General features: G+C 39.3%; 24 protein-coding genes. 12 read left to right on the forward strand and 12 right to left on the reverse strand.

The genetic code is table 11. The features are described 5' to 3' along the window. The first annotated feature begins 4 nt into the window (after nt 1–4). Nucleotides 5–1,627, forward strand: coding sequence for an NAD+ synthase (locus PR834_RS08945; protein ID WP_004264936.1), 1,623 nt, complete (start codon nt 5–7; stop codon nt 1,625–1,627). 12 nt (nt 1,628–1,639) lie between these two features. After that, nucleotides 1,640–1,978 (forward strand): nitrogen regulatory protein P-II, encoded by a 339-nt coding sequence (gene glnB, locus PR834_RS08950; RefSeq protein WP_004912721.1) that lies wholly within the window; start codon nt 1,640–1,642, stop codon nt 1,976–1,978. Between the two features lie 187 nt (nt 1,979–2,165). Here the strand turns inward: glnB and hmpA are convergent, their stop codons facing one another. Next, nucleotides 2,166–3,365, reverse strand: a complete 1,200-nt coding sequence (hmpA, locus tag PR834_RS08955) for an NO-inducible flavohemoprotein (protein ID WP_272536599.1) — start codon at nt 3,363–3,365, stop codon at nt 2,166–2,168. A 461-nt stretch (nt 3,366–3,826) separates the two neighbouring features. On the opposite strand from hmpA, the gene glyA reads away from it, so the two are divergent. After that, entirely contained in the window at nt 3,827–5,080 is a 1,254-nt protein-coding gene (gene glyA / locus PR834_RS08960) for a serine hydroxymethyltransferase (RefSeq protein WP_004264933.1), read from the forward strand. Nucleotides 5,081–5,161: 81 nt separating this feature from the next. Next, on the forward strand, nt 5,162–6,313 hold the full coding sequence (locus PR834_RS08965; protein WP_094961706.1) for a 3-phenylpropionate MFS transporter: 1,152 nt from the start codon (nt 5,162–5,164) through the stop codon (nt 6,311–6,313). A gap of 38 nt (nt 6,314–6,351) precedes the next feature. Here the strand turns inward: PR834_RS08965 and PR834_RS08970 are convergent, their stop codons facing one another. The 10 genes from PR834_RS08970 to PR834_RS09015 all read right to left on the reverse strand — a co-directional run bounded on the left by PR834_RS08970 (nt 6,352) and on the right by PR834_RS09015 (nt 18,026). Beyond that, nucleotides 6,352–7,056, reverse strand: a complete 705-nt coding sequence (locus PR834_RS08970) for a fimbrial biogenesis chaperone (protein ID WP_272536600.1) — start codon at nt 7,054–7,056, stop codon at nt 6,352–6,354. Nucleotides 7,057–7,069: 13 nt separating this feature from the next. Further along, nucleotides 7,070–8,215 (reverse strand): fimbrial protein, encoded by a 1,146-nt coding sequence (locus PR834_RS08975; protein WP_336298232.1) that lies wholly within the window; start codon nt 8,213–8,215, stop codon nt 7,070–7,072. Beyond that, complete coding sequence (locus PR834_RS08980; protein WP_272536601.1) at nt 8,160–10,664, reverse strand: fimbria/pilus outer membrane usher protein; 2,505 nt, start codon at nt 10,662–10,664, stop codon at nt 8,160–8,162. The genes PR834_RS08975 and PR834_RS08980 overlap by 56 nt, the downstream gene beginning before the upstream one ends. Nucleotides 10,665–10,678: 14 nt before the next feature. Continuing rightward, nucleotides 10,679–11,368: a fimbrial biogenesis chaperone gene (locus PR834_RS08985; RefSeq protein ID WP_168697636.1), complete on the reverse strand. Its 690-nt coding sequence runs from the start codon at nt 11,366–11,368 to the stop codon at nt 10,679–10,681. A 49-nt stretch (nt 11,369–11,417) separates the two neighbouring features. Further along, nucleotides 11,418–12,008, reverse strand: coding sequence for a fimbrial protein (locus PR834_RS08990; protein WP_036958998.1), 591 nt, complete (start codon nt 12,006–12,008; stop codon nt 11,418–11,420). Nucleotides 12,009–12,428: 420 nt separating this feature from the next. Beyond that, nucleotides 12,429–13,706 carry a TRAP transporter large permease gene (locus PR834_RS08995; protein WP_004264925.1) on the reverse strand — a complete coding sequence of 426 codons (1,278 nt, stop codon included), beginning with the start codon at nt 13,704–13,706 and terminating at the stop codon, nt 12,429–12,431. Further along, a complete protein-coding gene (locus PR834_RS09000; RefSeq protein WP_004264924.1) occupies nt 13,697–14,176 on the reverse strand; it encodes a TRAP transporter small permease in 480 nt (159 codons plus the stop codon). The genes PR834_RS08995 and PR834_RS09000 overlap by 10 nt, the downstream gene beginning before the upstream one ends. Before the next feature lie 77 nt (nt 14,177–14,253). Then, a complete protein-coding gene (locus PR834_RS09005; RefSeq protein ID WP_004264923.1) occupies nt 14,254–15,258 on the reverse strand; it encodes a C4-dicarboxylate TRAP transporter substrate-binding protein in 1,005 nt (334 codons plus the stop codon). A 51-nt stretch (nt 15,259–15,309) separates the two neighbouring features. Further along, nucleotides 15,310–16,755 (reverse strand): tagaturonate reductase, encoded by a 1,446-nt coding sequence (locus PR834_RS09010; protein WP_167732477.1) that lies wholly within the window; start codon nt 16,753–16,755, stop codon nt 15,310–15,312. A gap of 365 nt (nt 16,756–17,120) precedes the next feature. Beyond that, nucleotides 17,121–18,026 (reverse strand): GntR family transcriptional regulator, encoded by a 906-nt coding sequence (locus PR834_RS09015; protein WP_004264921.1) that lies wholly within the window; start codon nt 18,024–18,026, stop codon nt 17,121–17,123. A 132-nt stretch (nt 18,027–18,158) separates the two neighbouring features. On the opposite strand from PR834_RS09015, the gene PR834_RS09020 reads away from it, so the two are divergent. Beyond that, a complete protein-coding gene (locus tag PR834_RS09020) occupies nt 18,159–19,187 on the forward strand; it encodes a zinc-binding alcohol dehydrogenase family protein (protein WP_004264920.1) in 1,029 nt (342 codons plus the stop codon). Between the two features lie 86 nt (nt 19,188–19,273). Here the strand turns inward: PR834_RS09020 and suhB are convergent, their stop codons facing one another. Further along, nucleotides 19,274–20,077 (reverse strand): inositol-1-monophosphatase, encoded by an 804-nt coding sequence (suhB, locus tag PR834_RS09025; protein ID WP_004264919.1) that lies wholly within the window; start codon nt 20,075–20,077, stop codon nt 19,274–19,276. 123 nt (nt 20,078–20,200) lie between these two features. Here suhB and trmJ point away from each other — a divergent pair, with 123 nt between their 5' ends. The 7 genes from trmJ to hscA all read left to right on the forward strand — a co-directional run bounded on the left by trmJ (nt 20,201) and on the right by hscA (nt 26,294). Next, a complete protein-coding gene (gene trmJ / locus PR834_RS09030) occupies nt 20,201–20,932 on the forward strand; it encodes a tRNA (cytosine(32)/uridine(32)-2'-O)-methyltransferase TrmJ (RefSeq protein ID WP_004264918.1) in 732 nt (243 codons plus the stop codon). 119 nt (nt 20,933–21,051) lie between these two features. Next, on the forward strand, nt 21,052–21,549 hold the full coding sequence (gene iscR, locus PR834_RS09035; RefSeq protein ID WP_004264917.1) for a Fe-S cluster assembly transcriptional regulator IscR: 498 nt from the start codon (nt 21,052–21,054) through the stop codon (nt 21,547–21,549). 121 nt (nt 21,550–21,670) lie between these two features. Continuing rightward, the gene (locus tag PR834_RS09040; RefSeq protein WP_004264915.1) at nt 21,671–22,885 is read left to right on the forward strand and encodes an IscS subfamily cysteine desulfurase; all 1,215 of its coding nucleotides are present in this window, start codon (nt 21,671–21,673) and stop codon (nt 22,883–22,885) included. A 24-nt stretch (nt 22,886–22,909) separates the two neighbouring features. After that, nucleotides 22,910–23,296, forward strand: a complete 387-nt coding sequence (iscU, locus tag PR834_RS09045; protein ID WP_004264914.1) for a Fe-S cluster assembly scaffold IscU — start codon at nt 22,910–22,912, stop codon at nt 23,294–23,296. 201 nt (nt 23,297–23,497) lie between these two features. After that, nucleotides 23,498–23,821, forward strand: a complete 324-nt coding sequence (iscA, locus tag PR834_RS09050) for an iron-sulfur cluster assembly protein IscA (RefSeq protein WP_004264913.1) — start codon at nt 23,498–23,500, stop codon at nt 23,819–23,821. Nucleotides 23,822–23,909: 88 nt separating this feature from the next. Beyond that, nucleotides 23,910–24,431 carry a co-chaperone HscB gene (gene hscB / locus PR834_RS09055; protein WP_094961711.1) on the forward strand — a complete coding sequence of 174 codons (522 nt, stop codon included), beginning with the start codon at nt 23,910–23,912 and terminating at the stop codon, nt 24,429–24,431. A gap of 12 nt (nt 24,432–24,443) precedes the next feature. Then, nucleotides 24,444–26,294, forward strand: coding sequence for a Fe-S protein assembly chaperone HscA (gene hscA, locus PR834_RS09060; RefSeq protein ID WP_272536602.1), 1,851 nt, complete (start codon nt 24,444–24,446; stop codon nt 26,292–26,294).

Below are 26,294 nucleotides of genomic sequence, written 5' to 3' on the forward strand. Positions count from 1 at the left end.
CCTTATGAGCCGTAAGCTTAATATTTCACTAGCACAACTTAATTGGTTAGTCGGTGACATCGAAGGCAACTGCGATCGCATGTTGCAAGTTGTGAGTGAACAAGCACCAAACACAGATATTGTCATGTTTTCAGAGCTGTCTTTGACAGGGTACCCACCAGAGGATTTAATTTTCCGAGCTGATTTTGAGGACCGCTGTTTAGTACAACTCGACCGTTTGCAAAAAGCCAGCCAAGAAACGGCAATTATTGTTGGTCATCCATGGTATGAAGGGGATGATATCTATAATGCATTGTCTTTTTTCTATCAAGGCAAATTGCATGCACGTTATTTTAAACAAGAATTACCAAATTACGGCGTGTTTGATGAGCCTCGTTATTTCACCGCAGATGAAAAAACCTGTGTTGTTGAATTTAAAGGTTACCAGCTCGGCTTATTGATTTGCGAAGATATTTGGTATGACGAACCGGTTGATGCAGTAAAAGGGGCTGGCGCTGAAATATTACTGACAATCAATGCATCTCCTTATGATATTAATAAAGAACATATTCGAACTGATTTATTAGTCGATCATTGTAAACGCACTCATATGCCAATTGTGTATCTCAATCAAGTTGGCGGGCAAGACGAATTGGTGTTTGATGGTGGCTCAAAAATCATTGCAAACAAAGGCAAGCAAACCTTTAAATTGGAAGAATTTAAAGAGCAGGTTATCACAGTGCAATTTGATGAACTTGCATTGGTGAGCGAAGGTAGCGTATTTATTGAGAATGACCCTGTGGCGCAGGTATACCAAGCTTTAGTCATGTCTACTCGCGACTACATCAATAAAAATGGTTTTAATGGGGCTATTTTAGGGCTATCAGGCGGGATTGATTCAGGGTTAACAGTGGCTATTGCCGTTGATGCAATAGGGAAAGAGCACGTGCAAGCGGTCATGATGCCATTCCGCTATACATCTGAGATGAGTATCCACGACGCTAAAGAACAAGCTGATTTGCTTGGTGTTGAATTCGATATCGTATCTATCGAACCGATGTTTGATGCTTTTATGGCACAGTTAACGCCTATGTTTGAAGGAACCGCGGTTGATACAACTGAGGAAAACTTACAAGCGCGTTGCCGAGCCGTTATTTTAATGGCGATGTCGAATAAACGTCGTCGCTTAGTTTTGACTACCAGTAATAAAAGTGAGTCAGCGGTTGGCTACTCGACATTGTATGGTGATATGGCGGGTGGTTTTGACGTGTTAAAAGATGTGCCTAAAACCCTTGTCTTTGAGTTGGCTAAATACCGTAATACTATCTCTCCAGCAATCCCACAACGCGTGATTGATAGGCCGCCATCAGCAGAACTTGCGCCAGGGCAATTAGATCAAGACAGTTTGCCACCTTATGATGTGTTAGATGCATTATTAGAAGGCTATGTGGAAAAAGACTTGTCAGTTAATGACCTAATCAAACTTGGTTTTGATAAAGACGTGGTGCGCAAAGTTGTGCGCCTTGTTGATATTAATGAATATAAACGTCGTCAGGCGCCTGTTGGGCCACGTATTACGATGCGCAATTTTGGCAAAGACCGTCGTTATCCGATCACCTCAGGTTTTGGCCGTAAAAACTGGTCATAACAGGAATTATTTATGAAAAAAATTGATGCAATTATAAAGCCATTCAAACTTGATGATGTTCGTGAAGCGCTGGCAGAAGTGGGTATTACTGGAATGACAGTGACTGAAGTGAAAGGTTTTGGACGTCAAAAAGGGCATACTGAACTTTACCGTGGCGCAGAGTATATGGTTGATTTTTTACCTAAGGTAAAAATTGAAATTGTAGTACCTGATGACATCGTTGAAAACTGCGTCGAAACCATTATGCAAACTGCACAAACTGGCAAAATTGGTGATGGAAAGATCTTTGTTTATGATGTCGCTCGAGTGATCCGTATTCGAACCGGTGAGCAAGACGAAGAAGCAATTTAATAAATTAAGTTTGTATGAAAATGCGGTAACGGAAAATACACAGGAATGGGATTAGAATTGTGTATTTATTATGCGAGCCCGTTACCGCTAAATTAGAAAACTACGAATATTTAACTAGTTAACCCATTTTCTTCAGTTAATATGTTTCATAGAATGCTCTTCTAAACAGAAGAGCATTTTTTGTGAATTAATTGAGGGGTAATACCTTGTGTGGTCCAAAACATTCATAGTGAATAGCACTGGTATCGACACCCATTGCAATTAGCTGCTTACCTACGTGCTGCATAAACCCAATAGGGCCACAGAAATAGAATTGCATATTCGGTTGCTCAATCCATTCACGTACCAATTCTAAATTCATTAAACCTTCATATTGGTAATCAAACCCGAGACGATCTTCCTCTCTTGGTTGATTAAACCAAATCGCGGATTGGCTGGTTTGCTGTTTTGCTAATAGTTGTTGAATTTCGTGCCTAAAGGCATGAACGGCACCATTTTCAGCGGCATGGAACCAATTAACTTGTGCGTTGTGACCTTGTTCTGTTAGATGATTTAACATGCTCAGCATTGGAGTTAAACCAACGCCAGCAGAGATCAAGGTAACAGGTGTCTGACCATCAACATCAATAAAGAAATCACCACATGGAGGTGCGAGCAGTACACTATCACCTTCATTTAATTGTTGATGTAAGAAATTAGAAACGGAGCCTTGTTCTTCACGTTTTACCGCAATACGGTAGCTACGGCCATTAGGTGCAGTGGTCAGAGAGTATTGGCGGATTTCTTGGTTTTCAAATCCCTGGTTGTTGACATAAATAGTGATATATTGGCCTGGGCGGTAATCAGCGACAGGTTGCCCATCGACAGGAACAAATTCAAAACTTGTAATCACATCACTTTGTGGTTGTTTTTGCGCTAATTTAAACTCACGTAAGCCTTCCCAACCCCCATTTTTATCCGCATTTTCTTGGTAAATTGCAGCTTCTCTACCAATAAAAATATCGGCTAAAACACCGTAAGCTCTTCCCCATGCATCAAGAACCTCTTGGCCTGGGTTGAGGAGTTCATCAATAGCCGCGAGTAAGTTTTCCCCGACGATTGGATAGTGCTCAGGTTTAATATTTAAGCTTACATGTTTTTGGGCGATTTTTTCGACAGCTGAAATAAGAGCCTCAGGAGTTTCAATATGCACAGCATATGCGCAGATAGCGTTGAAAAGGGCTTCTCGTTGGTCCCCATTCACTTGGTGAGTCATGTTGAAAATATCTTTTAATTCAGGATGCTGTTTAAACATCCGATCATAAAAATGCGCGGTCAGTTTTGGCCCTGTTTCAGCAATGGCAGGAATGGTTGATTTAACAATGGCAATGGTTTGGCTATCTAGCATACAGGTGCTCCTGAATTATTTTCATGTTCTCATTATAGTTATGGCAAAAGGCAAATTTTTGCGATCTAAAAATATTCCTTTGTAGATTAGTTAGATAAATTTATTTCATCTCAGCTAACCCCTATTTTTTTGCGAACGATGAAGGTGATTATAAAGATGTATTTTAAATACAACTTATAATATTTACGTGTTTATGTAAAGACTCAAATCGGAAAAATAGGGTGGATTTAGGCACATAATGAGAAGGGAATAGCAAATCTGGATGTTTGTCCGTTAAAAATTAAAATTTGAGCTATTTTATAATGAAGCCTTCAGAAGCAAATGAAGTGAAAAAAATTAATGCAATCGTTTGCGTATATTTTTTCTTTAGGGCTATCTCAAGAGAGAAAAAGAGTTTACACTGTGTGTCATTGCGATGAATCGATTTTCAACCTATTGAATTGCTGAGGCAGGAGAAGCGAATGTTAAAGCGTGAAATGAATATTGCTGACTACGATCCGAAATTATGGGAAGCAATGGAGCAAGAAGTACAACGTCAAGAAGAACACATTGAATTAATTGCTTCTGAAAACTATACCAGTCCACGAGTCATGCAGGCTCAAGGTTCTCAGCTAACCAATAAATATGCAGAAGGCTACCCAGGCAAACGCTACTATGGCGGTTGTGAGTATGTTGACGTGGTAGAGCAATTAGCGATTGACCGTGCGAAAGAACTATTTGGTGCTGACTATGCGAATGTGCAGCCGCACTCAGGTTCACAAGCTAACGCTGCAGTTTACATGGCGTTATTACAGCCTGGTGATACCGTTCTGGGAATGAACCTAGCACATGGTGGTCACTTAACTCACGGTTCACCAGTTAACTTCTCAGGTAAACTGTACAACATCGTGCCTTACGGTATTGATGAAAGCGGTAAAATTGACTACGACGATATCAAAGCGCAAGCGGAAAAACACAAACCAAAAATGATTATCGGTGGTTTCTCTGCGTACTCAGGTGTCGTTGATTGGGCAAAAATGCGTGAAATCGCAGATGGTATCGGCGCTTACCTGTTTGTTGATATGGCTCACGTTGCAGGTTTGATTGCTGCGGGTGTTTATCCAAACCCAGTTCCTCATGCACACGTTGTGACAACAACAACGCATAAAACTTTAGCGGGTCCACGTGGTGGGTTAATTTTAGCTAAAGGTGGTGACGAAGAGTTGTACAAAAAAATCAACTCAGCGGTATTCCCTGGATCTCAAGGTGGCCCTTTAATGCATGTTATTGCAGGTAAAGCGGTTGCTCTGAAAGAAGCGATGGAACCTGAATTCAAAGTTTATCAACAGCAAGTTGCTAAGAATGCGAAGGCAATGGTCGATGTTTTCCAAAAACGTGGCTACAAAGTGGTATCTGGCGGAACTGAAAACCACTTATTCTTAGTTGATTTGGTTGATAAAGACATCACAGGTAAAGATGCAGATGCTGCACTTGGCCGTGCGAATATCACTGTTAACAAAAACAGTGTACCGAACGACCCTAAGAGCCCATTTGTAACGTCTGGTGTACGTATTGGTTCTCCTGCGATTACGCGTCGTGGCTTCAAAGAAGCAGAAGCGGGTGAGCTAGCTGGCTGGATGTGTGATATTCTAGACAACCTCAATGACGAAGCGACCATTGAGAGCGTGAAGCAAAAAGTATTAGCAATTTGCAAAAAATACCCAGTTTACGCATAACATAACGTATTATTAATTACTGAAACCCGCTTCTACATGTATGTATGAGCGGGTTTTTTGCATTGAAAAAACGGAGGAGTGATGGTCATTCCATCAACGCGTTGGCTAGCTATTGATTATTTTACCTACTTTTTTGCCTACAGTATTTTCTTGCCATTTTGGTCAGTTTGGTTACAAGGTGAGGGAATTGATGCAGAAATGATTGGTGTTTTGTTAGGGGTCGGGCTAGCAGCCCGTTTCCTTGGTGCGATGTTTATTACTCCTTTAGTTAAAGAGCCCTCGAAACTTATTACTGCTCTACGCTTACTCGCAGGGCTTTCACTTATTTTTTCTGTCGGTTTTGCTCTGGGTTCTCACTGGGCATGGCTGTTGTTTGTAATGATTGGGTTTAACTTATTTTTTGCACCAATGGTTCCACTGGGTGACTCACTGGCGGGGACATGGCAAAAACAATTTACCTTTGACTACGGCAAAATTCGCGTTTGGGGTTCGATAGCTTTTATTATAGGTTCCTCACTGATGGGGTATTTAGCCGGTGTTTGGGGAAATAAAGCCATCATGGTGGCCTTGATAGTAAGCTGTTTAGCATTATTACTAGGCGCAATGCTGAAACCAGCAATTATGCCAATGGGGGCAGCGAAAGCGGATGGTGGTAATAAGGTTACGTTTAAACAATTGATTGCGGATAAAAACGTCGTTAGGTTTCTTATCTGTGTTACGTTACTGCAAGGGGCTCATGCGGCTTATTATGGTTTTGCTTCCCTATTTTGGAAAGAAGCCGGCTATTCAGATTTAGTTATCGGTAATTTATGGTCGCTCGGTGTGGTTGCTGAAGTCATTGTATTTATGTTAAGCCACCGTTTATTTAGGCGTTGGAGCGCTCGAAATTTACTGTTGTTATCTGCCTTCTGTGGAATTATTCGTTGGGGCTTGATGGGAGCGTTTACTGCATTACCGGTATTAATCGTGGTACAAATTCTTCACAGTGGTACTTTTACAATTTGCCACCTAGCCGCAATGCGCTTTATTAGTGCAAGAAAAGAAAATGAAATTATCCCATTACAAGGTGTTTACTCCGCACTCGCAACTGGCGGCGGGTTAGCCGTACTGACTATTATTGTCGGATACATTTATGAGCGAGTGCCTGCTCATCATGGGGTGGTGTTTTACTTAATGGCTCTTCTCGCTGTACCTGCCGTGTTTATCCGCCCTAAAGTGGTGGCTCAATCTTAATATTCACCTGCCAAGTTATAGAAGCGGTTAAGCCTATTTTATAGCTTGGTTTGGTATTGAATTTGTTTTCCAGTATCGTCAATGTAAATCATTGTTATATTTTCTCCGTGATTAATATCAGCGGTTGAAAAGTAAGTTTGTGATGAAAATGGCTCTACCATCGAGCTTTTTGCAATAGAACGACTTTTATTATTAGCCAGATAGATATTGGCAATATTTAAAAAATAAGGGGTGGGGTTATTGACGACAATACCGTCTTTAGCTAAATGAAATTGGATGTTTTTGATGACATTGTTTGGCTTTTCTGTGAGGTTTGTAGGGCGATAAAAAACTTTAATTCGTGTTTGAATGGCAAACTGTAGCATATTGGCACTATTTATTTGTTTTGGCTTTGGCGCAATGTCTAATACATTTAAATAAAATACAGACTCTTTATTCGTAGGGAGTTTGTCACCAATAAAACGTATTTGTAATTGAACTCCGTCATTTGCTGCGATTTTAGTGACGGGGGGCGTTACAATAAATGGTGCGTTCGTCGTTTCTGGTGTCGAGTCCGAATTACCTTCATCCACCCAGCTTTGAGTTAATGTGGCTTGTTCACTGTAATTAGTAAGTTGAATTCCGACGGATTTTTTATCACTAGGAAAAATAATTCGTGTTCCTTGCAAAACAAGACTTGCACTTGTCTGGAAGCTAAAAAATAGTAATGTAGCGAACCCTGTAATTTTAATGAATCCCACCATGGTATTTTCCTTGTTAATTATATGACATCACAACTGTTGCAGTACTTGAGACTTGCCCTTGAGTGACACTATTTGGGTTGTATGCATGGTAATAAGCTCCTAAATTTACTGAAAAAGAAGGAGAGATTGGATTTCCCTTGAGGACAGTAAAAATATTTGTCGCTCCATTTTTAGCTGCCACGCTATCTGAAAGCACTAACGGTGTATTGAGATTACTTGCGCTAACTAATCGGAAGCCAACGCCTTTAGCGCCTTGGCTAATGGAATTATTCAATGTTGCTTTATCATTTGAGAGCAAATTGCTACTGGATAAAAAAATAGATACATCACGAGAAGCATTACCGCCTGCTAAAAAGTCTTGGCAAGTAAAATTAAGTGTGAATGGCGTATAGCCCGCTCTGGTTGCAGTTTTCACTGCATTGATGCTTACTGGGGGTAGCGAAACGACTAAACCTTGGTTAACAAAATTACAGGTAGTGAGGATTGGATTATAAGTTAAGGTAATTGGTTGTAAGTAGATATCATCAGCACTGGTTGGCCATTGCAGCGTTAACAGAAAAGTGACTAATTTAGATACAATATCTAATAGCCACTGTAAAATTCCCAAGCTGGAAGCATCAGAGGCGAGTACGATAGGGGTAACTGTGGCGGTGCTTCCTGATACTTCGACATAGTTGGTTCCGGGTTTAGTCGCAAGCAAATTAAATTGAACGGTAAAATTTGTATCGAGTTCACTACCTTGATGTACACCTTCCGTAAGGCCGATAACCCTATCTTTTTCTAATGCAGTGACTGTAATTGAGACAAACTGCTTTCCACCATTAAAACCAATAGTGGCGGTTCTGCCTTGGAAAGGAGATGCGATACCAATAGAGTTAGGAAAAAGTATACCTCTTGCAGTACAGGTAAAAGTCCCAGGGTAGATGGTTCTACTATTTTTACTAACTTGAGTCGATGTACTGGTGAGCTCTGTCGATAAATCAAAAGCAAGAGCGGGAGCCGTCACGGTAGAAGTTTGTCTACAATGTGCTGAGGAAAACTGGCTGTAAGCCAATATACTGGAAAACATCAGTGCTAAAGTGATTTTTTCATCATATTTTCCTTTATCGACAGAGGTTTTTGTTCTTATCCATCGTGTTGAGTAGCGGCTCAATAACACATGTCTGTTTCCCTTTAAGCTTTATGTGTAATGCCATCGGTAATTGCTCACTTTTGATATACATCACGCCAGATTGGCCGACATAACCAATACTCTGTTGTTTAGCATCTGTGATTTCTGTTCCAAAAGGTAAGCTATCGCCATTAGCAAGAGCGCCACGGATGATATAAGTTTGTCGAGTATCGGTCTCGAGTTTGATGTAATTTACCGCCCCTTGATATGGACTTACATTTGCCATATTACCGAGCACCTCAGCGCCTGCGGTTTTCTCTGTATCTGTCAAGGTATAGGTATTGGTTCTATAGGGTGTGGAGTTAGCGACTAAAACAACACCTTGTTGATTAGTTAAGGTGGTTTTATCGGCATTGACCATCATGTCACTGGCCATTGGAGCATCAATGATGGTGTAGGTCTGTCCTGTTTCCCCTGAAAAAACAATATGTCCAGGAATAGCAACCAGAGTTCCTTTGGCGCCTAAACCCGTTTGGCGGTAATTATTGGCCTCTGTGTAAGATCCTGAAAGCGTGCTAGAGGGAAGCTGATAGCTGACGTTCCCACCAACTAAGTTATTACCACCGCTTTGGTTCGTTGCAGTTAGCGTATAATTGACTTGGTCATTTTTACCTGCAATACCACTGACACTCAGCGTAGTTTGTTGATAACGAGAGTCGGTGAAATAGCTTCCCATACTAATATTGGCGCGTTTTTCAAATAAAGAAAAAGGAACACTAAAGTTGGCATAAATACGAGTTTCTTCTTCGCTGTCGTAATTGCGAACACGTGAAACAGACACACTATAGGAAATATCGTTATAATTGTTTGCGTAACCGGCTTGATATTCACGGCTATTACCGTTTGCATTCCAATAATCACGGTGTGTACCCGATATGAATACCGAACCATAACCATCAGCTAATTGTTGGTTTAAATTCAACGTAAATGTATTTTTAGCACGTGAACCACGTAAAGCGTCATAATTAGTGAGTGAAAGCTCAGGTGGAATATTATTGCCGAGTTTTTCTGATAACTGGTCTTGATAAGCTTTCCAAGCGCGATAATTATCTTGGGAATAAATGGCATCAATAAAGCTATAGTAACCACTAGTGGAATAACGATATGACGCCAAGGTTAAATTGGTCGATGTTGCATTAATATATTTGTTATAAGTCAGGCGGTAGCTTTGCCCACTGTGATTTCCTGAATCCAATTTAGTATTTGCTTGCGTAATGTCAGCTGAAATGGCCCCAAAACTAAAATTCCAACCACTCCCTATAACGCCAGAATAGTATTTTTCGCTAAATAGCATTCCTGCATAAAGTGTCACTAAATTATTTAATCCATAGTGAAACTCACCTTGAGTAAATTTGGGTTGATAATGGGTATTGTCGATTTTAGTTTGCCCAGCAATAAGGCTGTAATTATAAACGCCCTGTTTGAGCATGTCAGGTACAGCAGAATAGGGCACAGTAAAGGTTTCTTGCCTTCCATCAGCTTCTTGGACAACGACGAATAAGTCACCTCCACCAGCACTAGGCTGCAGGTCATTAAATGCAAACTCACCAGGGGGAACGCTTTCTTGATAAACCAGATTATTATTTTGGTACACGCTGACTAAGGCATTTGTTTGAGCGACACCGCGTATAATAGGTACAAAATTTTGACTTGAATTTGGCAACATACTAGCTTCTGTTGCCAATGCAATCCCTCGAACTCGAATACTATTAAATAGGGCTGCGGGTGTATAAAAATCACCTAATTTCAACCCGGATTTGATTGTACTTAGAGGACGATAAACATAACGGGTATTGTTTTTCCATTTTTGGCTACTATGAGAGCTATGTCGATAGCTGGATTCATCTCTAAATTGCCAAGCGCCTAAATTAACGCCTGAATTTAAGGTAGCAAAAAAATTGTCACTGCTAGTTTTAGAGTTTTTTTTCTCTTTGTAACTATAATAATTTGTATTATAAGAAAAAATAATTGCAGGTTCGCCATAATTCCAGAGACTGGGGTCAACATAGTTAGCTTCGAGTTGTTTCAGAGCGATTTGAGGGACGGTAATATTGAGTCGTAGGTCGTTGATATTGAATTTATATTTTATATTGGCCACTAAATCATCAATAGGAATAAATGACTGTTGTTTGGTTTGTTCAATCACCTCAGAAGATAAATTCAGGTTTAATTTCTGCACATCATCAGCAGCAAGGCTAATCAGTTTACCATCATTATTGATATCAATTTCAAATTGGCCTTTCCAATTATTATTTACATAAAGGTCGGCTAATTGTTTACCTGATGGAATTTTACTGTCGGTATAGAATCGTGAAATATCTCCTTGTGCAGATTTGCCTACCAATAGGGAAGTCTCAAACTCGTCCGCTATTGAGTTCTTTTGATAACTTTGTAGTCCTATTAAGATTAGGAGGTAGAGATAGTTTTCTTTTTTCACGATGATTTCTTCTATTAAAGTTTAATGTTTTTAGATTTGAAAACACCATAGTCATCCACATACATTAAAATAAGATCGTGGCTTTTCATTGTTCCTTTAATAGGTAATTCTTTTTCAGACATAGGGGCAATCATCGCAGAATCAATTAATGAATTATTTTTATCGTCCGATGGTGTGATAGCTGCAATAGTTAAATGGTATTGCGAGTTATTTTTAACTAATATGTTATTATTTTTAATCTGGTAGCTCGCATGATTAATGACTTCATCGGAGGATTCGGTTAGACCAATAGGACGATAAAAAATTTTAATTCGTGAGCGTGTGGCTAGCTGAATTGCATTTTTGCCTTTAGCAGATTCTGGCGTTTTAGGAATATCTAAAACATTTAAGAAAAATACACTTTCAACATTGTCAGAAAGTTTTCCGGGTATTTTTTTTATTTTTAATTGCTGACCTTGTAAACCTTCAATTTTAACAATAGGAGGGGACAAATAAAAAGGCGCTTCAGAATTCTCAGGTGTGGAATTTTCATCACCGTTATCAATCCATGACTGAACAAGAGACGATGTTTTGCTATTATTGGTTAATTGTACAGTAATACTATCAGCGTCAGCAGGATATATAATTCGAGTGCCTGTAATAATAACATTAGAAAATGTTGAGCTCGAAAATAAAATAGTGAGTAATAAAACTAGAGTTTTCATAATAGTATCCATTTAAAGCCAGGCTAATAAAAGCCTGGCTAAGTCATAATTATAAATAGGAAACTGTATATATTACATTTGATTGCAAAAGACCGACTTTGGCAGCAGTTGCATTAGTTTTATAATAACTGGCTATTAAATTGAGTGTAGCTCCTGTCGCGCCACCAGTGTCAGCCCCTGTAAGGTTAGTATCAAAGGCCACATTGAGTGGAATTGCGGTTGTTGGAGTGCTGGTTTTAGATAAACTAAATCCAACATTTTTAGCAACGGAAGCATCATTTTCATTGACGGAAGTATTCACTAAATACAAACCGGAAGGGGAAATATTACTTGATGAATAAAAGTGTAATTTCAGATTACTTACAGGAGTGCTCGCAGGTGCGCAATCAGAGAAAGTTAAAGAAAATTGTTTTTGATTTTTAGAAATAACCGTCGCGGCAGTGGTCCCTGCATCTGTTACGGTTATTGGGTCAAGAACAACAGTCATATCGGCACTATTTCCGCCATTAATAGTACAAGTTGTATCGCTTATTGCTCCAGAAATTGAAATAATTCCTCCAGCACTGTTAGTTATTGCAAGTGCTGAACCTGATATAACAGATAACGAAAGTAAAGACAGAGGTAGTATATATCTAGACATAATTAACCCCATAAGGTCAAAGTAAAATAAAGTGATATAACTTTGATTAACAGCTGAATGTAAATTAGCTGTGTTATTTTATGCTAGATATAAAGTATATTTTTTTCAAATTAAAAATTAAAAAAATATTTAATGAGATTAATGTCTTTTTTATATGTATGAATTTAATATGATATTGTTTTTCTAATTATGTCAGTGTGACTCGTAATAAGTGTAATTTTTTTGATGATCAGTAGTTTATCTTTTTGAGTATTTCTTGTTGTGCATGTTATTGTGACAAGGATAAAGATCAATTAACTTAACAATAAACAAGAGTAATATTAATTTGTGAAATTAAATAAAATTTAATTTATAAAAAATTAATTGATAATAAAATGGCAAGTCATAGTTAATGACTTGCCATTGAGATATAATCTTATCTTATAAGCTTGGTAGGAAAGTCGTAAATACAGGCATAAAAGTGACTAAGAGTAATACGATAATTAATGCAAAGAACAGTGGCATGACCTCACGAATAAAGTCTGAAATACGTACACCAGTAATCGATGTGGCAACAAACATTACCGTTCCCATAGGGGGTGTTAAACATCCGATAGCTAAATTAAGGATCATGACAATGCCAAAATGGATAGGGTCAATTCCTAAAAGTTTTACTGTAGGCATTAATAATGGAACAAGGACAATAATTGCTGCATTACCTTCAATAAACATACCTAGAATTAAAAGCACCGCATTGACAATCATTAAGAAGACATATGGATTATCAGAGAAACTTGTCATCATTTTGGCAACATCTTGTGCCACTTGCTCGTTCGTCAATACCCATGCTAACGCAGAACAAGTCATAATAATGAGCATTATGCTTGCTGTTGAACGAGCTGTTTCTAAAAATGAGGCCGCAATGTCTTTTAACTTCATTTCACGATAAAAGAAGGTACCAATTACAATAACGTAAAGTACAGCAATAGCACCAGCTTCTGTCGGTGTAAAAATACCAAAGCGAATTCCGCCAATAATAACGAGGACTAAGAGGAAAGCTGACATTGCTCCTTTACCTGTTTGGTAAACTTCAGCAAATGTAGGCGCTTTGTCTCTAGCAGGTTTGTATCCACGTTTTTTGGCAATAAGATAAATTGTAACCATTAAAGCAACGCAGCACATTAAACCAGGAATGATTGCAGCCATAAACATCTTACCAATAGAGACATCGGCAACAAATCCATAGATGATTAATGCAATACCTGGTGGAATTATAGGTGTTATTAATGATCCTGCAGCAGTGACAGCGGCAGAGAAGCTTTTCCCATAACCTAATTTGGTCATTTCGGGTACTAACATTTTAGATAACATGGCACAGTCAGCAAGGTTAGATGCAGAGAGCCCGCCCATCATTGTACTTAATAATACGTTAGATTGGGCAAGTCCCCCTGGGTAGTGCCCAGACAGTGTGCCAGTAAATTTTAACATTCGGCTAGTGATACCCGTGTAATTCAAAAGGTTACCTAACAGAATGAAAAAAGGAATAGCAAGTAACGTGACATTTTCTCCTGCACCAATAATGCGCTGAACTGCAATAAGAGGAGATATATCACCAGCAGAAAAGAAATAAGTGAGTAATGCAATTAGCACACTTAAAAAAATGGGAACATTAATTAAAAAGCAGAATATTAATACAATACAGGCGATAATTACTGACATGGTTTATCTCCTTTTATTAATTTACTCATGTCTTCCAGTAAATGTTGGATAGAAAATAACACCATGATGGATGCGCCAATGGGAACAGAAAGGTCGATATAGTAATAAGAAACACCAATAATTGGTGTTATTTTATCTTCTGCGATAATCGAGAGTTCATATCCAAGATACCCAAAAATTGATAAAGCAATAATGGCCATAATATGCGTAATGACCGCGATAGCTAATTGTACTTTTTCAGGAAATAAAGAGGTAATAGCATCAATACTGACGTGCATTCTTTTACCCGCAGCGGATGCTGCTCCAATCATAACCAACCATATGTAGCAAATAATTAAAACTTCCTCACTCCACATTAAAGGGTCATTAAGAAGCCAACGCATGAATACAGCAAGAATGGTAATAATGACGATAGCGGCAACGGCAAGCGAAGCCACTATATCACTTAATTTCCCCAGAAATTTAAACATAAAAGATCCTTGCGAGAATAATAGTCAACCATTTGTATTGTAAAAATATTGGCGGTGTTAACCGCCAAGTAATAGGGTTAATTATTAATAATATCTTGAGTTTGTTGATATAAATTCGCAGACCATTCAGGGAATTCATTATAGAAAGGCTTAGATTTTTCTTTGAAGAGCGCTCTGTCTACTTCAACAACAGTAACACCTTCACTTTTCATTTTTTCAATAATCTCTTTTTCTTGTTGTAAGACTAAATCTGTTAAAAATTGCCCAGCTTCATTTCCTGATTCAACTAAAGCCTGCTGAATATTTTCAGGTAATTTAGCGTAGGTTTTGCTGCCCATGACTAAGTTGGTTACGTTTTCTACATGGCCCGTTAGAATTAAGAATTTGGCTGCTTCATGGTGTTTTTGCCCATATAGCACTGGAATTGGGTTTTCTGCACCATCAATAATTTTGAGATTAAGTGCAGTATAAACTTCAGCTAAAGGTAATGGTGTTGGTGTGGCTCCCATTGCCTCTAAACCTTTAATTTGAATTTTATTGTTGGGGACGCGAATTTTTAAACCTTTTAGGTCATCTGGGGTTTGGATCATTTTATTGGCTAAGATATGACGTGAACCATATAGCCAATCTTTAGAAACCACATGAAGGCCTTTTTTATCTAACTGTTGTTCTAAGGAACCATACCAAGGTGAGGCATTTAATTTAAAAATATCTTTATAAGATAGCCCTAAGTACGGCCCAAACATAATACCGTAATCAGGTACATAATCAGAAAAGAAGGCACCATCTGCTAAGGTAATTAATGGACTACCTAACTTCATTTGTTCGATGACATCTTTTTTAGAACCTAATTGTGAGCTTGGGTAAGGAATTAACTCACCTTCACCATTAGTTTTTTCATTGAATTTCTTTGCCCATTCGTGGATAGCTAAGTCAAAAGGCTCTCCGGGGTTATTTTCATAAGCGACTTTTAGCTTATATTTAGCATCGGCGAATGCGGCACCTGTCATGCTGCCCATTAATAGCATTGTGCTGAGTGTTAAGCTAAGAAATGTCTTTCCGTTTAATGTGCTCAGTTTCATAAAGGTATCTCCTGTAGGGGATTTATTGTTTTAAGTATTTAGTTTCTTTTTCTAACCAATGTATTTTTTGCGTAGCATTGCTTCTGTGCCACAATTCAGAATATCTGTGATTTTTTGGCTCACATCATCCTGTAATTGTGGTATTTCGTTGAGGTTTAATCCCCATAAATCAGACATTGCTAGCACATTTTCAGTCAGTTGTTTTACATTTGAGTCATAGAGCTCATTCCAAGCTTTAAAGCGTTCAAGTAAATAATCATCATCATTTAAAGGAATGAGTTGTTCACCCTGTTTTCCTCGATAGAAAACAATAAGCGCAGCAAGTGAAAATGAAATGCAATAAGGAATTTTATTGTATTGCTTAACATAAGAGATTAATTGAGGTAATAAACGAGTTTTAAATTTAGTTAGCGAGTTTAGAGAAATTGAAAGTAACTCATGCTCTATATATGGGTTATTAAAACGGTCAATTACTGCGGAGGCAAAAGCCATGAGCTCCGAAGGGCTTTGAGATAAAACAGGAATAACCTCATTATCAATTAAATCTTTGATGAAAGATAAAAAGATTGGGTTGGTAGTGACATCACGAACAGTTCGAACCCCTGCTAAATAAGCAACGGGAACCATCGCAGTGTGTGCACCATTTAAGATTGCAACTTTACGTTCTTTGTAGGGTTTTATGTCATCTACTACTTTGATATTTAATGGCAATTCATTTAACTTTAGCTTCTGCTCTAGTATTTTTGGCCCTTGAATAACAAATAAATAGAAATATTCAGCAGTGACGAGAAAATCGTCTTTATAGCCTAATTCTTTTTCCAGTTTTTCAATTTCATTTTTCGGGTAGCCAGTAACAATTCTATCGACTAACGTAGAACAAAACGTATTACTGCTATTTAGCCAAGCGATAAAATCTGCGGGGAGTTGCCAGTCTTGTGCATGTTGATTTACAAACTCTTGTAATTTATCGCCATTATAGTCAATTAGCTCACAGGGGATGATGAACAACCCTTTGCTACTATCGCCATTAAAATGTTGAAAGCGGTGAAATAAAAATTGAGTAAGCTTTGCAGGGAAACTACTTGCTGGTGTATCTTCTAAGCGTACGTCGTGCTTATATACGATCCCTGCTTCCGTAGTATTAGAGAAGATCCATTGTAATTCGGGATTTTCTGCACACTTTAAAAATTTATCATATTCAGAATAGATAAGTATTTCACGGTTAACCGAATTAATAATCCTTATATTAGAAACGCTTTGTTTTTGTTCATTAATTCCCCTGGTGATGGCAGTATAAAGTCCATTTTGTTGATTAATTGAGGGATGAGATGAGTCAATTGGCCTGACAAGCGTAATGCCACTATTGAAATCTGTCTTTTCATTCAGTTGGTCAACCATCCAGTCGATAAAAGCACGTAAAAAATTACCTTCTCCGAATTGCAAAATTCTCTCTGGGTATTGCTTATTAGCCATTGACTGTCTATTTAAGTAATCCATGACCATTCCTCTAGTTATTATGTGTATTAATCATCTGGTGTTGATTCAGACTAGAAGTATTTTTTTCTATGGACTATTAATTGCATCAATTTTGTGGAATGAATGGCTTTTTGATGTTTTTAATGTGTTTTTTATCAGTTAAAAACAGATGAATTATTGATAGATTAAATCTGTTCAATAAATATGTCTTTTAATTAATTGAAATATAGTGATAATTTTATTTTCTATAATTTTTGATAATAATAATTCTATAATTAAGCTGTTTTTTTTACTGAAAAATTCAGGTTTTGTTTGATGTGTACCATTATCGACCCAAAGAAATAATTCGTCATTGGCCATCCATTGGCCTTGTAACCTAATGTTATTTATTCATAAGTTTGCTGTATGGAGTTGATCATAGTTCGTTTAGCGGTATCTAAATGATGTCTAAGTTCATTCATCGCGACAATATCATTACGGCTAATTAATGCACTTAAAATGGTCATGTGTTCTTCAATTGCCAGTACATTTCTTTCTTTTAAATCTGATTCATCCCATTGATATTGAAAATGAAATATCACAGTGATGATTTCAAGAGATTGATTAAAAAATGGGTTGTTGGCACCCGATAGAATAAGGCTATGTAGTTCATAATCTAGTTGAGAAAAGTCGCGGTAATTGATAGTAACGGTTTCACGCAGTGTTCTATGCTTGAGTAATAGCTCTTTCGCTAAAATCCAACGATGGTCATCTGGTGGTAAATTTAAAAAATGAGTCAATGCATTGGTTTCTAGTAACTCCCTAAACTCAAAAAGTTTTTCTGCGTATTCACGTGAAAACTTCATCATATGCCAATTTCCTCGGTGGGTGTTTTTAATTAACCCATAACGGGAAAACTCCACTAAGAACTCCCGAACAACACTAGAACTTACATGACTTTTTTTTGCTAATTGTAATTCAGTAAAAGTATCTCCGGGCATCAATTCTTTGCGTTTAATCATTTGATAAAACGCTTTTTCGAATAAGACGATTTGTTGATCAGGGAGACTTGATTCAACAGGAAAGAAATCAGTTTTATTGGGATAGCGAATGACATGATATTCATTCCCTTGTTTTTCAATGATTTTCTTTTCTAATAAATATTCGAGGGTATGTCTCACGGTGGTTCGACTGATATTAAACATCTCTGCTAAAGAAGATTGTGAGGGGAAGGGGGATGTTAATAAATTTTTATGTATGGCATCTAAGAATTCATTAATTGACCCATAGCGTATATTTTTACTCCTCACCATTTAAATACTCCTTGAATCTGATTTTTATTCTTTAAAGACCGATTTAAAACCGATTTAAAAACATTTAATCACAAAATTCGGTTGTTAATTATCTAGTCTATGTTTTTTAAATTAAAAAAGACAGATAAATTGATGGAGGGAAATATGAAACAATTGATTTGCCAAGAACCTAAACAATTAGTCTATCAACAAGTTGTTGAACCTACAGTTCAAACTGGGCACGTAAAAATAAAAATTCATGCGGTTGGTATATGTGGAACTGATATTCATGCATGGGGAGGAAACCAGCCATTTTTTCAATATCCACGAGTATTAGGACATGAAATTTCTGGAACTATTTGTGAGGTTGCATCAGATATCACGCAGTGGAAAGTCGGGCAACGTGTTGCGGTGATGCCTTATGTCGCATGTTACGAATGTGGTGCATGCAAGGAAGGAAAAACAAATTGTTGCGAAAAAATATCAGTTATTGGCGTTCACGAAGACGGGGGTTTTTGTGAATATTTAAATGTTCCAGAGAAAAATGTATTAGCGATTGAAGACACTGTCACAGATATTGATGGCGCCTTGATCGAACCATTTTCAATCAGTGCTCATGCCGTCAGGCGTGCGCAAGTTAAAGCGCAAGATACTGTTTTAGTCGTAGGGGCTGGACCGATAGGGCTTGGCGTTGCTGCAATTGCCAAAGCGGATGGTGCTAACGTATTAGTGGCTGATACCAGTGAGGCACGTCGCCAACATGTTGAAAAGGTCTTAGGCTTAAAAACGTGTGACCCAGCGGCTGAAAATTACTTATCAAGCATTGAAGGCCATTTTTCAGGCATGCTTGCTGAGAAAGTCATTGATGCTACGGGGAATCAACACGCAATGAACACCGCGGTGAATTTAATTCGTCATGGTGGTTTAATTGTATTTGTTGGCCTATTTAAAGGTAATTTATCGTTTCCAGACCCCGATTTCCATAAAAAAGAGACAACAATGATGGGGAGTCGTAATGCAACGCCTGAAGACTTCAATAAAGTTGCAAGATTAATGGCTGAAGGTAAGTTATCTAGTGGGATGATGCTAACACACCAATTTGACTTTGATACCATTGGTGATGTTTATGAAAGTGATGTCATTAATAATCGTGAATTAATTAAAGGTGTTATTTTGTTTTAAACAACAATTTATTTTTAAGTAACAATAAAAACCCACAATAAGAGTGGGTTTTTGTTTGGCGCTAATTTATTTCTAGTCTGAATGAATTAGCGTTTTAATGCTTCCGATAATTCATCTTTCATGACGGACAGTATGTCTCTAACAACACGTGGGCTACCAGCGACTAAGTTACCAGATGCGATATAATTATGGCCGCCAATAAAGTCAGTCATGATACCGCCAGCTTCACGCATGATTAGCTCGCCGCCTAAGAAATCCCATGGTTTTAAGCCGATTTCAAAGAATGCATCAACACGACCAGAAGCAACATAACACAGGTCTAACGCCGCAGAACCCGTACGACGGAAATCAGCGCATTTGTCGAACATTGCGGTCATGATATTCATATATACCGCAGCGTGCTGTTTTTGTTTGAAAGGGAAACCTGTCGCAACGATAGCGCCATCAAGGTCACGCTTTTCATCAATGCGAATACGATAACCGTTAAGTTGAGCGCCTTGTCCACGTACTGCGCTAAATAATTCATTACGCATTGGGTCGTAGACAACAGCAACTTCTGTACGGCCTTTAACGCGTACAGCGATAGAAACAGAAAAATGAGGGAGGCGTTTTGTGAAGTTGGTGGTGCCATCCAGTGGATCGATTACCCATTGAATATCATCATCTTTACCAATTAATTCACCGCTTTCTTCAGTGATAATAGTGTGGTCTGGATATGACTTGCGGATGATTTCAATTATCAGTTGCTCAGATTCTTGGTCAACGTTAGTAACGAAATCGTTAGTGCCTTTCTGAGTGACTTTAATATTGCTAGGCATTTCATAGTTTTTAGCTATGTGATTACCGGCCTTACGTGCTGCACGTATGGCGATGTTAAGCATCGGATGCATGGGCTTTTTCCACTGGAATGTTAAAGAACGAAAAACTTGAGTGCCGAAGTATATAGATGTTCGTCACAATAAGCAATTTTGTGTTAAGCTATTGCGATAATTTTTTTATGAAACGTATAAACCATGTTAGATAATATCCGTATTGTTCTTGTTGAGACCTCACACACTGGTAATATGGGCTCAACGGCCCGCGCAATGAAAACCATGGGGCTTTCTAATCTCTATCTTGTTAACCCTCTTGTTGAACCAGACTCACACTCTATTGCGCTTTCTGCAGGAGCAAGTGATGTTATTGGTAATGCGACAATCGTTAAAACTCTCGATGAAGCTTTAGAAGGCTGTAAACTAGTGATCGGCACTAGTGCGCGTTCTCGTACTTTATCTTGGCCGATGGTTGAGCCACGTGAATGTGGCGTTAAATCTGTTGAGCAATCCAAAGAATCGCCAGTTGCGATTGTTTTTGGTCGTGAGCGAGTAGGATTGACCAACGAAGAATTACAAAAATGTCAGTATCATTTATATATCCCAACGAATCCTGAATACGGTTCTTTGAATTTAGCGATGGCGGTTCAGTTGGTGAGTTATGAGATACGTATGGCGTATCTTTCAATGAATGAAAAAAATACGGTAATTTCCGCAGATGATGAGGTAGAATACCCGCCGTCAGAAGATGTTGAGCGGTTTTATGTCCATCTTGAAAGCGTATTGAATGAATCCGGTTTTATACGTAAAGCCCACCCTGGCTTAATTATGAATAAATTACGCCGTTTATTCACTCGAGCGCATATCGAAACCCAAGAGTTACATATCCTGCGGGGTATTTTAACGTCAATGGAAAAATGGGCGAAAAAGTGAGGCGAAATCCGTGGTAAAATCAGGTGAATAATACTTGAGTAAATTAGTCAGGTAAATAGTTGACTAAATTACTCAGGAATGTCACAATCTGACCATAATTTACCACGGAGTAATATGTTATGAGACTCACTTCCAAAGGGCGTTACGCAGTAACTGCGATGTTAGATGTCGCATTACACTCTCAGTCAGGTCCAGTGCCTTTAGCTGACATTTCTGAACGTCAGGGAATTTCCCTCTCTTATCTTGAGCAACTTTTCTCTCGTTTACGCAAAAACGAGTTGGTTTCGAGTGTGCGCGGTCCAGGCGGCGGTTATTTGCTTGGTAGAGACGCAGACCAAATCTTTGTTGCTGAAGTAATCGCTGCGGTAGATGAATCTGTTGACGCCACCCGTTGCCAGGGTAATAAAGAAGGTTGCCAAAATGGCGATCGCTGCTTAACTCACGCACTATGGCGCGATTTAAGCGATAGAATTACAAGTTTCCTTAGCAGCATTAGCCTTGATGAGCTGGTTAAAAACCAAGAAGTCATGGTTGTTGCTGATAGACAAGATAACGAACAGCGTAAAACCATGCCAAATGGGATTACACCTGAATCGATTATCAATGTACGTGCTTAAAAATATTAAAAAAATTGCAGTCGGTACATCTTGGTGAGTTGTTAGACGAAGAGCTAATTTCCGCTATTTGTATCTTTAAAAATTAAAGGCAAGTTACCTTGTCCTTTGGAGTAAGTGAGCAATGAAATTACCAATTTATCTTGATTATTCAGCAACAACACCGGTTGACCCGCGTGTGGCTGAAAAAATGATGCAATGTTTAACAATGGATGGGAACTTTGGTAACCCAGCGTCCCGTTCTCATCGTTTCGGCTGGCAAGCGGAAGAAGCGGTAGATATTGCTCGCAATCAAATCGCCGAATTAGTGGGCGCTGACCCGCGTGAAATCGTGTTTACTTCAGGCGCAACTGAGTCTGATAACTTAGCGATTAAAGGCGCTGCTAATTTCTATAAAAAGAAAGGCAACCACATTATTACCTGTAAAACGGAACACAAAGCCGTTTTAGATACCTGCCGCCAATTAGAGCGTGAAGGTTTTGAAGTGACTTACCTGTCACCGCAAAGCAACGGTTTAATTGCTATGCAAGACCTACAAGACGCTATCCGTGAAGACACTATTTTAATTTCTATTATGCATGTTAATAATGAAATTGGTGTAGTGCAGGATATCGAAGCTATTGGTGAATTATGCCGTAGCAAAGGGATTATTTTCCACGTCGATGCAACTCAAAGCGTGGGCAAATTGCCCATCGACCTGAATGCGTTAAAAGTTGATTTAATGTCGTTCTCTGCGCACAAACTCTATGGCCCAATGGGCATTGGTGCACTGTATGTCCGCCGTAAACCTCGTGTTCGCCTTGAAGCGCAGCAGCACGGTGGTGGCCATGAGCGCGGTATGCGTTCTGGGACATTACCTGTACACCAAATCGTTGGTATGGGCGAAGCTTACCGTATTGCCAAAGAAGAAATGGCTGCGGAATCTGAGCGCTTACGCGGTTTACGGTTACGTTTGTGGAACGGTATTAAAGATATCGAAGAAGTTTACCTCAATGGTGATTTAGAACACGGTGCGCCGCACATTCTGAACGTCAGCTTCAACTATGTTGAAGGTGAATCACTGATGATGTCATTAAAAGATTTGGCTGTATCTTCAGGTTCTGCATGTACTTCTGCAAGCCTAGAACCTTCTTATGTACTGCGCGCTTTAGGGATGAATGATGAGCTGGCACATAGCTCAATCCGTTTCTCTTTAGGTCGTTTCACGACAGAAGAAGAAATTGACTATGCAATCAAAATGATTCATGGCGCAATTGGCCACTTACGCGAGCTGTCTCCTTTATGGGAAATGTTTAAAGACGGCGTAGATCTTAACAGCATCGAATGGTCTCACCATTAATCAGACGGTTTCAGGAGTTTAAAAATGGCTTACAGTGAAAAAGTTATCGATCATTATGAAAACCCACGCAACGTTGGTTCGTTTGACAACAGCGACCCAAGCGTCGGTAGCGGTATGGTAGGCGCACCTGCCTGTGGTGACGTCATGAAATTACAGATTAAAGTAAATGATGACGGCATTATTGAAGATGCACGTTTTAAAACTTATGGTTGCGGTTCAGCAATTGCTTCAAGTTCACTCGTGACTGAGTGGATGAAAGGCAAAAGTTTGGACGAAGCAGAGTCAATCAAAAATACAGCCATTGCAGAAGAGTTAGAATTACCACCAGTGAAAATTCACTGTTCAATTCTAGCGGAAGACGCAATCAAAGCTGCTATTGCTGATTACAAAAGCAAACGCCAAAGCAAATAAGTTTTTAATCAGTCTATAGGGCAAGCCATATTAATAAATAACAACAAGTTATCGTCCTATAACTGGAACAATACTCATGCCTTCTAGGCTAAACATCGCTGAGTTTCTTAGCTTAGAAATAGGGTGGGTATAAAATAATTTGAAGGCGGATGCGACTAATGAGTAGCATCTGCCTTGTTTGTTTCTAAAGTGAGGTTTGCAATGTCTATTTCTCTTACAGAAAGTGCTGCGCAGCGTATTCAATCCTTTCTGCAAAATCGTGGAAAAGGCGAGGGCTTGCGTTTAGGTGTAAGAACTTCAGGTTGTTCAGGGATGGCTTATGTTCTTGAATTCGCTGATATAATTAATGAAGAAGACACGGTTTTTGAAGATAAAGGCGTGAAGGTCATCGTCGATGGCAAGAGCATTGTTTATCTTGATGGTACTGAGCTGGATTTCGTTAAAGAAGGCTTAAACGAAGGGTTTAAATTTAATAACCCTAACGTCAATAGTGAATGCGGATGCGGTGAAAGTTTTCACGTATAATGCGTTCAATTAAGCCTAATTTTCGGCCAATCTCACTAATATTAATTTGTTAGTGGCATTGGTAACCGGTTCGAGAAACTGAGCACTTATGGATTACTTTACTCTTTTTGGGTTGACCCCAACTTATGCCATCGATAGCGAACAACTGACGTTACGTTTTCAAGACTTACAGCGTCAATACCATCCTGACCGGTTTGCAACCTGTTCTGAACAGGAAAAAATGCAAGCACTGCAAAAAGCAGCAACCATTAATGCTGCCTATCAAGCCCTTCGTCACCCGCTAAAACGCGCGGAATATATGCTTTCATTACATGGTTTTGATATTAATAACGAACAACATACCATGCATGATACGGCATTTTTAATGGAGCAGCTTGAGCTACGTGAAGAGTTAGACAATATTGAAAACAGTGATGATGCACTTGATTTATTAGCTAAATTTATGCAAAACGTCAAACAAATGCAGCAAGCACGAAGCGCACTGATGGTGACAGAGTTAGATGCCATGCAGTGGGAAAAAGCCGCTGATACCGTACGTAAACTACGTTTTCTCGATAAGCTTCAGCAGCAAGCTGAGCAACTCGAAGAACGGTTACTAGATGAATTTTAAGAGAAAACGATTATGGCGTTACTACAAATCAGCGAACCCGGTATGACAGCAGCTCCGCATCAACGCAAATTGGCTGCTGGCATTGATTTAGGTACCACCCACTCTTTGATTGCGACAGTGCGCAGTGGTGAAGCTGCGGCTTTGCCTGACAATCAAGGGCGTTTTTTATTACCATCGATTGTTAATTATCAGCCTGAAAGCAAACTAGTGGGATGGGATGCTAAGCAACTTGCCGAGCAAGACCCAGTCAATACCATTATTTCAGTGAAACGCATGATGGGGCGTTCATTGGCCGATATTCAAAAACGCTACCCTGACTTACCTTATCAACTAAGTGCCAGTGAAAATGGTTTGCCATTTATTCAAACTGCGGCTGGCCAAGTCGACCCAATCCAAGTGTCTTCTGACATTCTAAGAACATTAGCAAAACGTGCGGAAGAAACCTTAGGTGGCGAAATGGATGGCGTAGTGATTACGGTACCGGCTTATTTTGATGATGCACAACGCCAAGGTACAAAAGATGCGGCGCGCCTTGCAGGCTTACATGTATTACGTTTACTGAATGAACCGACTGCCGCTGCGATTGCTTACGGGTTGGACTCTGGGCAAGAAGGCGTGATTGCTGTTTATGACCTTGGTGGTGGTACTTTTGATGTTTCTATTTTGCGTTTAAGCCGCGGTGTATTCGAGGTGTTGGCAACGGGCGGCGATACCGCACTTGGGGGCGATGATTTCGACCAAGTACTGGCACAGTGGATTGCTGAGCAAGCAGGCGTTTCATTACAAGGTGATCATCATTTAAATCGTCAACTATTAAATATGGCGACAGAAACGAAAGTCGCGCTCAGTGACGCAGATGCAGTGGCTATTCAGCTTGCCAATTGGCAAGGGGAAATTCGTCGTGAGCAGTTTGAAACGTTAATTGAAAATTACGTGAAACGTACACTGATGGCTTGTCGTCGTGCATTGAAAGATGCAGGTGTTGAAGCATCAGAGGTGCTGAACGTTGTTATGGTTGGTGGTTCGACTCGCGTACCATTAGTACGTCAAAAAGTTGGGGAGTTTTTTGGTAAATCACCTCTGACATCCATCGACCCAGATAAAGTGGTGGCAATTGGTGCCGCAATTCAAGCCGATATCTTAGTAGGGAACAAGCCCGACAGCGAAATGTTGTTATTGGACGTGATCCCGTTATCCCTTGGTCTAGAGACCATGGGGGGATTGGTTGAAAAAGTGATCCCGCGCAATACGACGATTCCAGTTGCTCGAGCTCAAGAGTTTACCACATTTAAAGACGGCCAAACGGCAATGAGTGTGCATGTGGTGCAAGGTGAGCGTGAAATGGTGGCAGATTGCCGCTCGTTAGCGCGCTTTACCTTACGTGATATTCCAGCAATGGCAGCCGGTGGAGCTCATATTCGTGTGACTTTTCAAGTCGATGCCGATGGGCTGTTGAGTGTCAGTGCTATGGAAAAATCCACTGGTGTAGAAGCCTCGATTCAAGTTAAGCCATCGTATGGGTTAACGGATAACGAAATTTCAAACATGATTAAAGATTCAATGACTAACGCGCAAGATGACTTAAATGCGCGCCGCTTAGCGGAGCAAAAAGTTGAAGCTGCAAGAGTGCTTGAAAGTTTAACGAACGCATTAGCCCAAGATGGCAATTTACTGACGCCAAAAGAAGAGTCAGAAATTGATAATGCGGTCAATGAGTTAATTAAAGCGGTTGAGGGTACAGACCCAATCGTAATTGAAAATGCCATTAAACAACTGGATAAGCAATCGCAGGAGTTTGCAGCGCGTCGTATGGATACGTCCATTCGCCAAGCGTTGTCAGGCCATTCTGTGGATGAGATATAA

It is taken from the genome of Providencia sp. PROV182 (assembly GCF_028480325.1).
GTDB lineage: Bacteria > Pseudomonadota > Gammaproteobacteria > Enterobacterales > Enterobacteriaceae > Providencia > Providencia hangzhouensis.

Bases quoted from the DNA above. Each gene is read 5' to 3' on its own strand.
- PR834_RS08945 (WP_004264936.1), top strand. From the start codon at position 5: ATGAGCCGTAAGCTTAATATTTCACTAGCACAACTTAATTGGTTAGTC.
- glnB (WP_004912721.1), top strand. From the start codon at position 1,640: ATGAAAAAAATTGATGCAATTATAAAGCCATTCAAACTTGATGATGTT.
- hmpA (WP_272536599.1), bottom strand. From the start codon at position 3,365: ATGCTAGATAGCCAAACCATTGCCATTGTTAAATCAACCATTCCTGCC.
- glyA (WP_004264933.1), top strand. From the start codon at position 3,827: ATGTTAAAGCGTGAAATGAATATTGCTGACTACGATCCGAAATTATGG.
- PR834_RS08965 (WP_094961706.1), top strand. From the start codon at position 5,162: ATGGTCATTCCATCAACGCGTTGGCTAGCTATTGATTATTTTACCTAC.
- PR834_RS08970 (WP_272536600.1), bottom strand. From the start codon at position 7,056: ATGGTGGGATTCATTAAAATTACAGGGTTCGCTACATTACTATTTTTT.
- PR834_RS08985 (WP_168697636.1), bottom strand. From the start codon at position 11,368: ATGAAAACTCTAGTTTTATTACTCACTATTTTATTTTCGAGCTCAACA.
- PR834_RS08990 (WP_036958998.1), bottom strand. From the start codon at position 12,008: ATGTCTAGATATATACTACCTCTGTCTTTACTTTCGTTATCTGTTATA.
- PR834_RS08995 (WP_004264925.1), bottom strand. From the start codon at position 13,706: ATGTCAGTAATTATCGCCTGTATTGTATTAATATTCTGCTTTTTAATT.
- PR834_RS09000 (WP_004264924.1), bottom strand. From the start codon at position 14,176: ATGTTTAAATTTCTGGGGAAATTAAGTGATATAGTGGCTTCGCTTGCC.
- PR834_RS09005 (WP_004264923.1), bottom strand. From the start codon at position 15,258: ATGAAACTGAGCACATTAAACGGAAAGACATTTCTTAGCTTAACACTC.
- PR834_RS09010 (WP_167732477.1), bottom strand. From the start codon at position 16,755: ATGGATTACTTAAATAGACAGTCAATGGCTAATAAGCAATACCCAGAG.
- PR834_RS09015 (WP_004264921.1), bottom strand. From the start codon at position 18,026: ATGGTGAGGAGTAAAAATATACGCTATGGGTCAATTAATGAATTCTTA.
- PR834_RS09020 (WP_004264920.1), top strand. From the start codon at position 18,159: ATGGAGGGAAATATGAAACAATTGATTTGCCAAGAACCTAAACAATTA.
- suhB (WP_004264919.1), bottom strand. From the start codon at position 20,077: ATGCATCCGATGCTTAACATCGCCATACGTGCAGCACGTAAGGCCGGT.
- trmJ (WP_004264918.1), top strand. From the start codon at position 20,201: ATGTTAGATAATATCCGTATTGTTCTTGTTGAGACCTCACACACTGGT.
- iscR (WP_004264917.1), top strand. From the start codon at position 21,052: ATGAGACTCACTTCCAAAGGGCGTTACGCAGTAACTGCGATGTTAGAT.
- PR834_RS09040 (WP_004264915.1), top strand. From the start codon at position 21,671: ATGAAATTACCAATTTATCTTGATTATTCAGCAACAACACCGGTTGAC.
- iscU (WP_004264914.1), top strand. From the start codon at position 22,910: ATGGCTTACAGTGAAAAAGTTATCGATCATTATGAAAACCCACGCAAC.
- iscA (WP_004264913.1), top strand. From the start codon at position 23,498: ATGTCTATTTCTCTTACAGAAAGTGCTGCGCAGCGTATTCAATCCTTT.
- hscB (WP_094961711.1), top strand. From the start codon at position 23,910: ATGGATTACTTTACTCTTTTTGGGTTGACCCCAACTTATGCCATCGAT.
- hscA (WP_272536602.1), top strand. From the start codon at position 24,444: ATGGCGTTACTACAAATCAGCGAACCCGGTATGACAGCAGCTCCGCAT.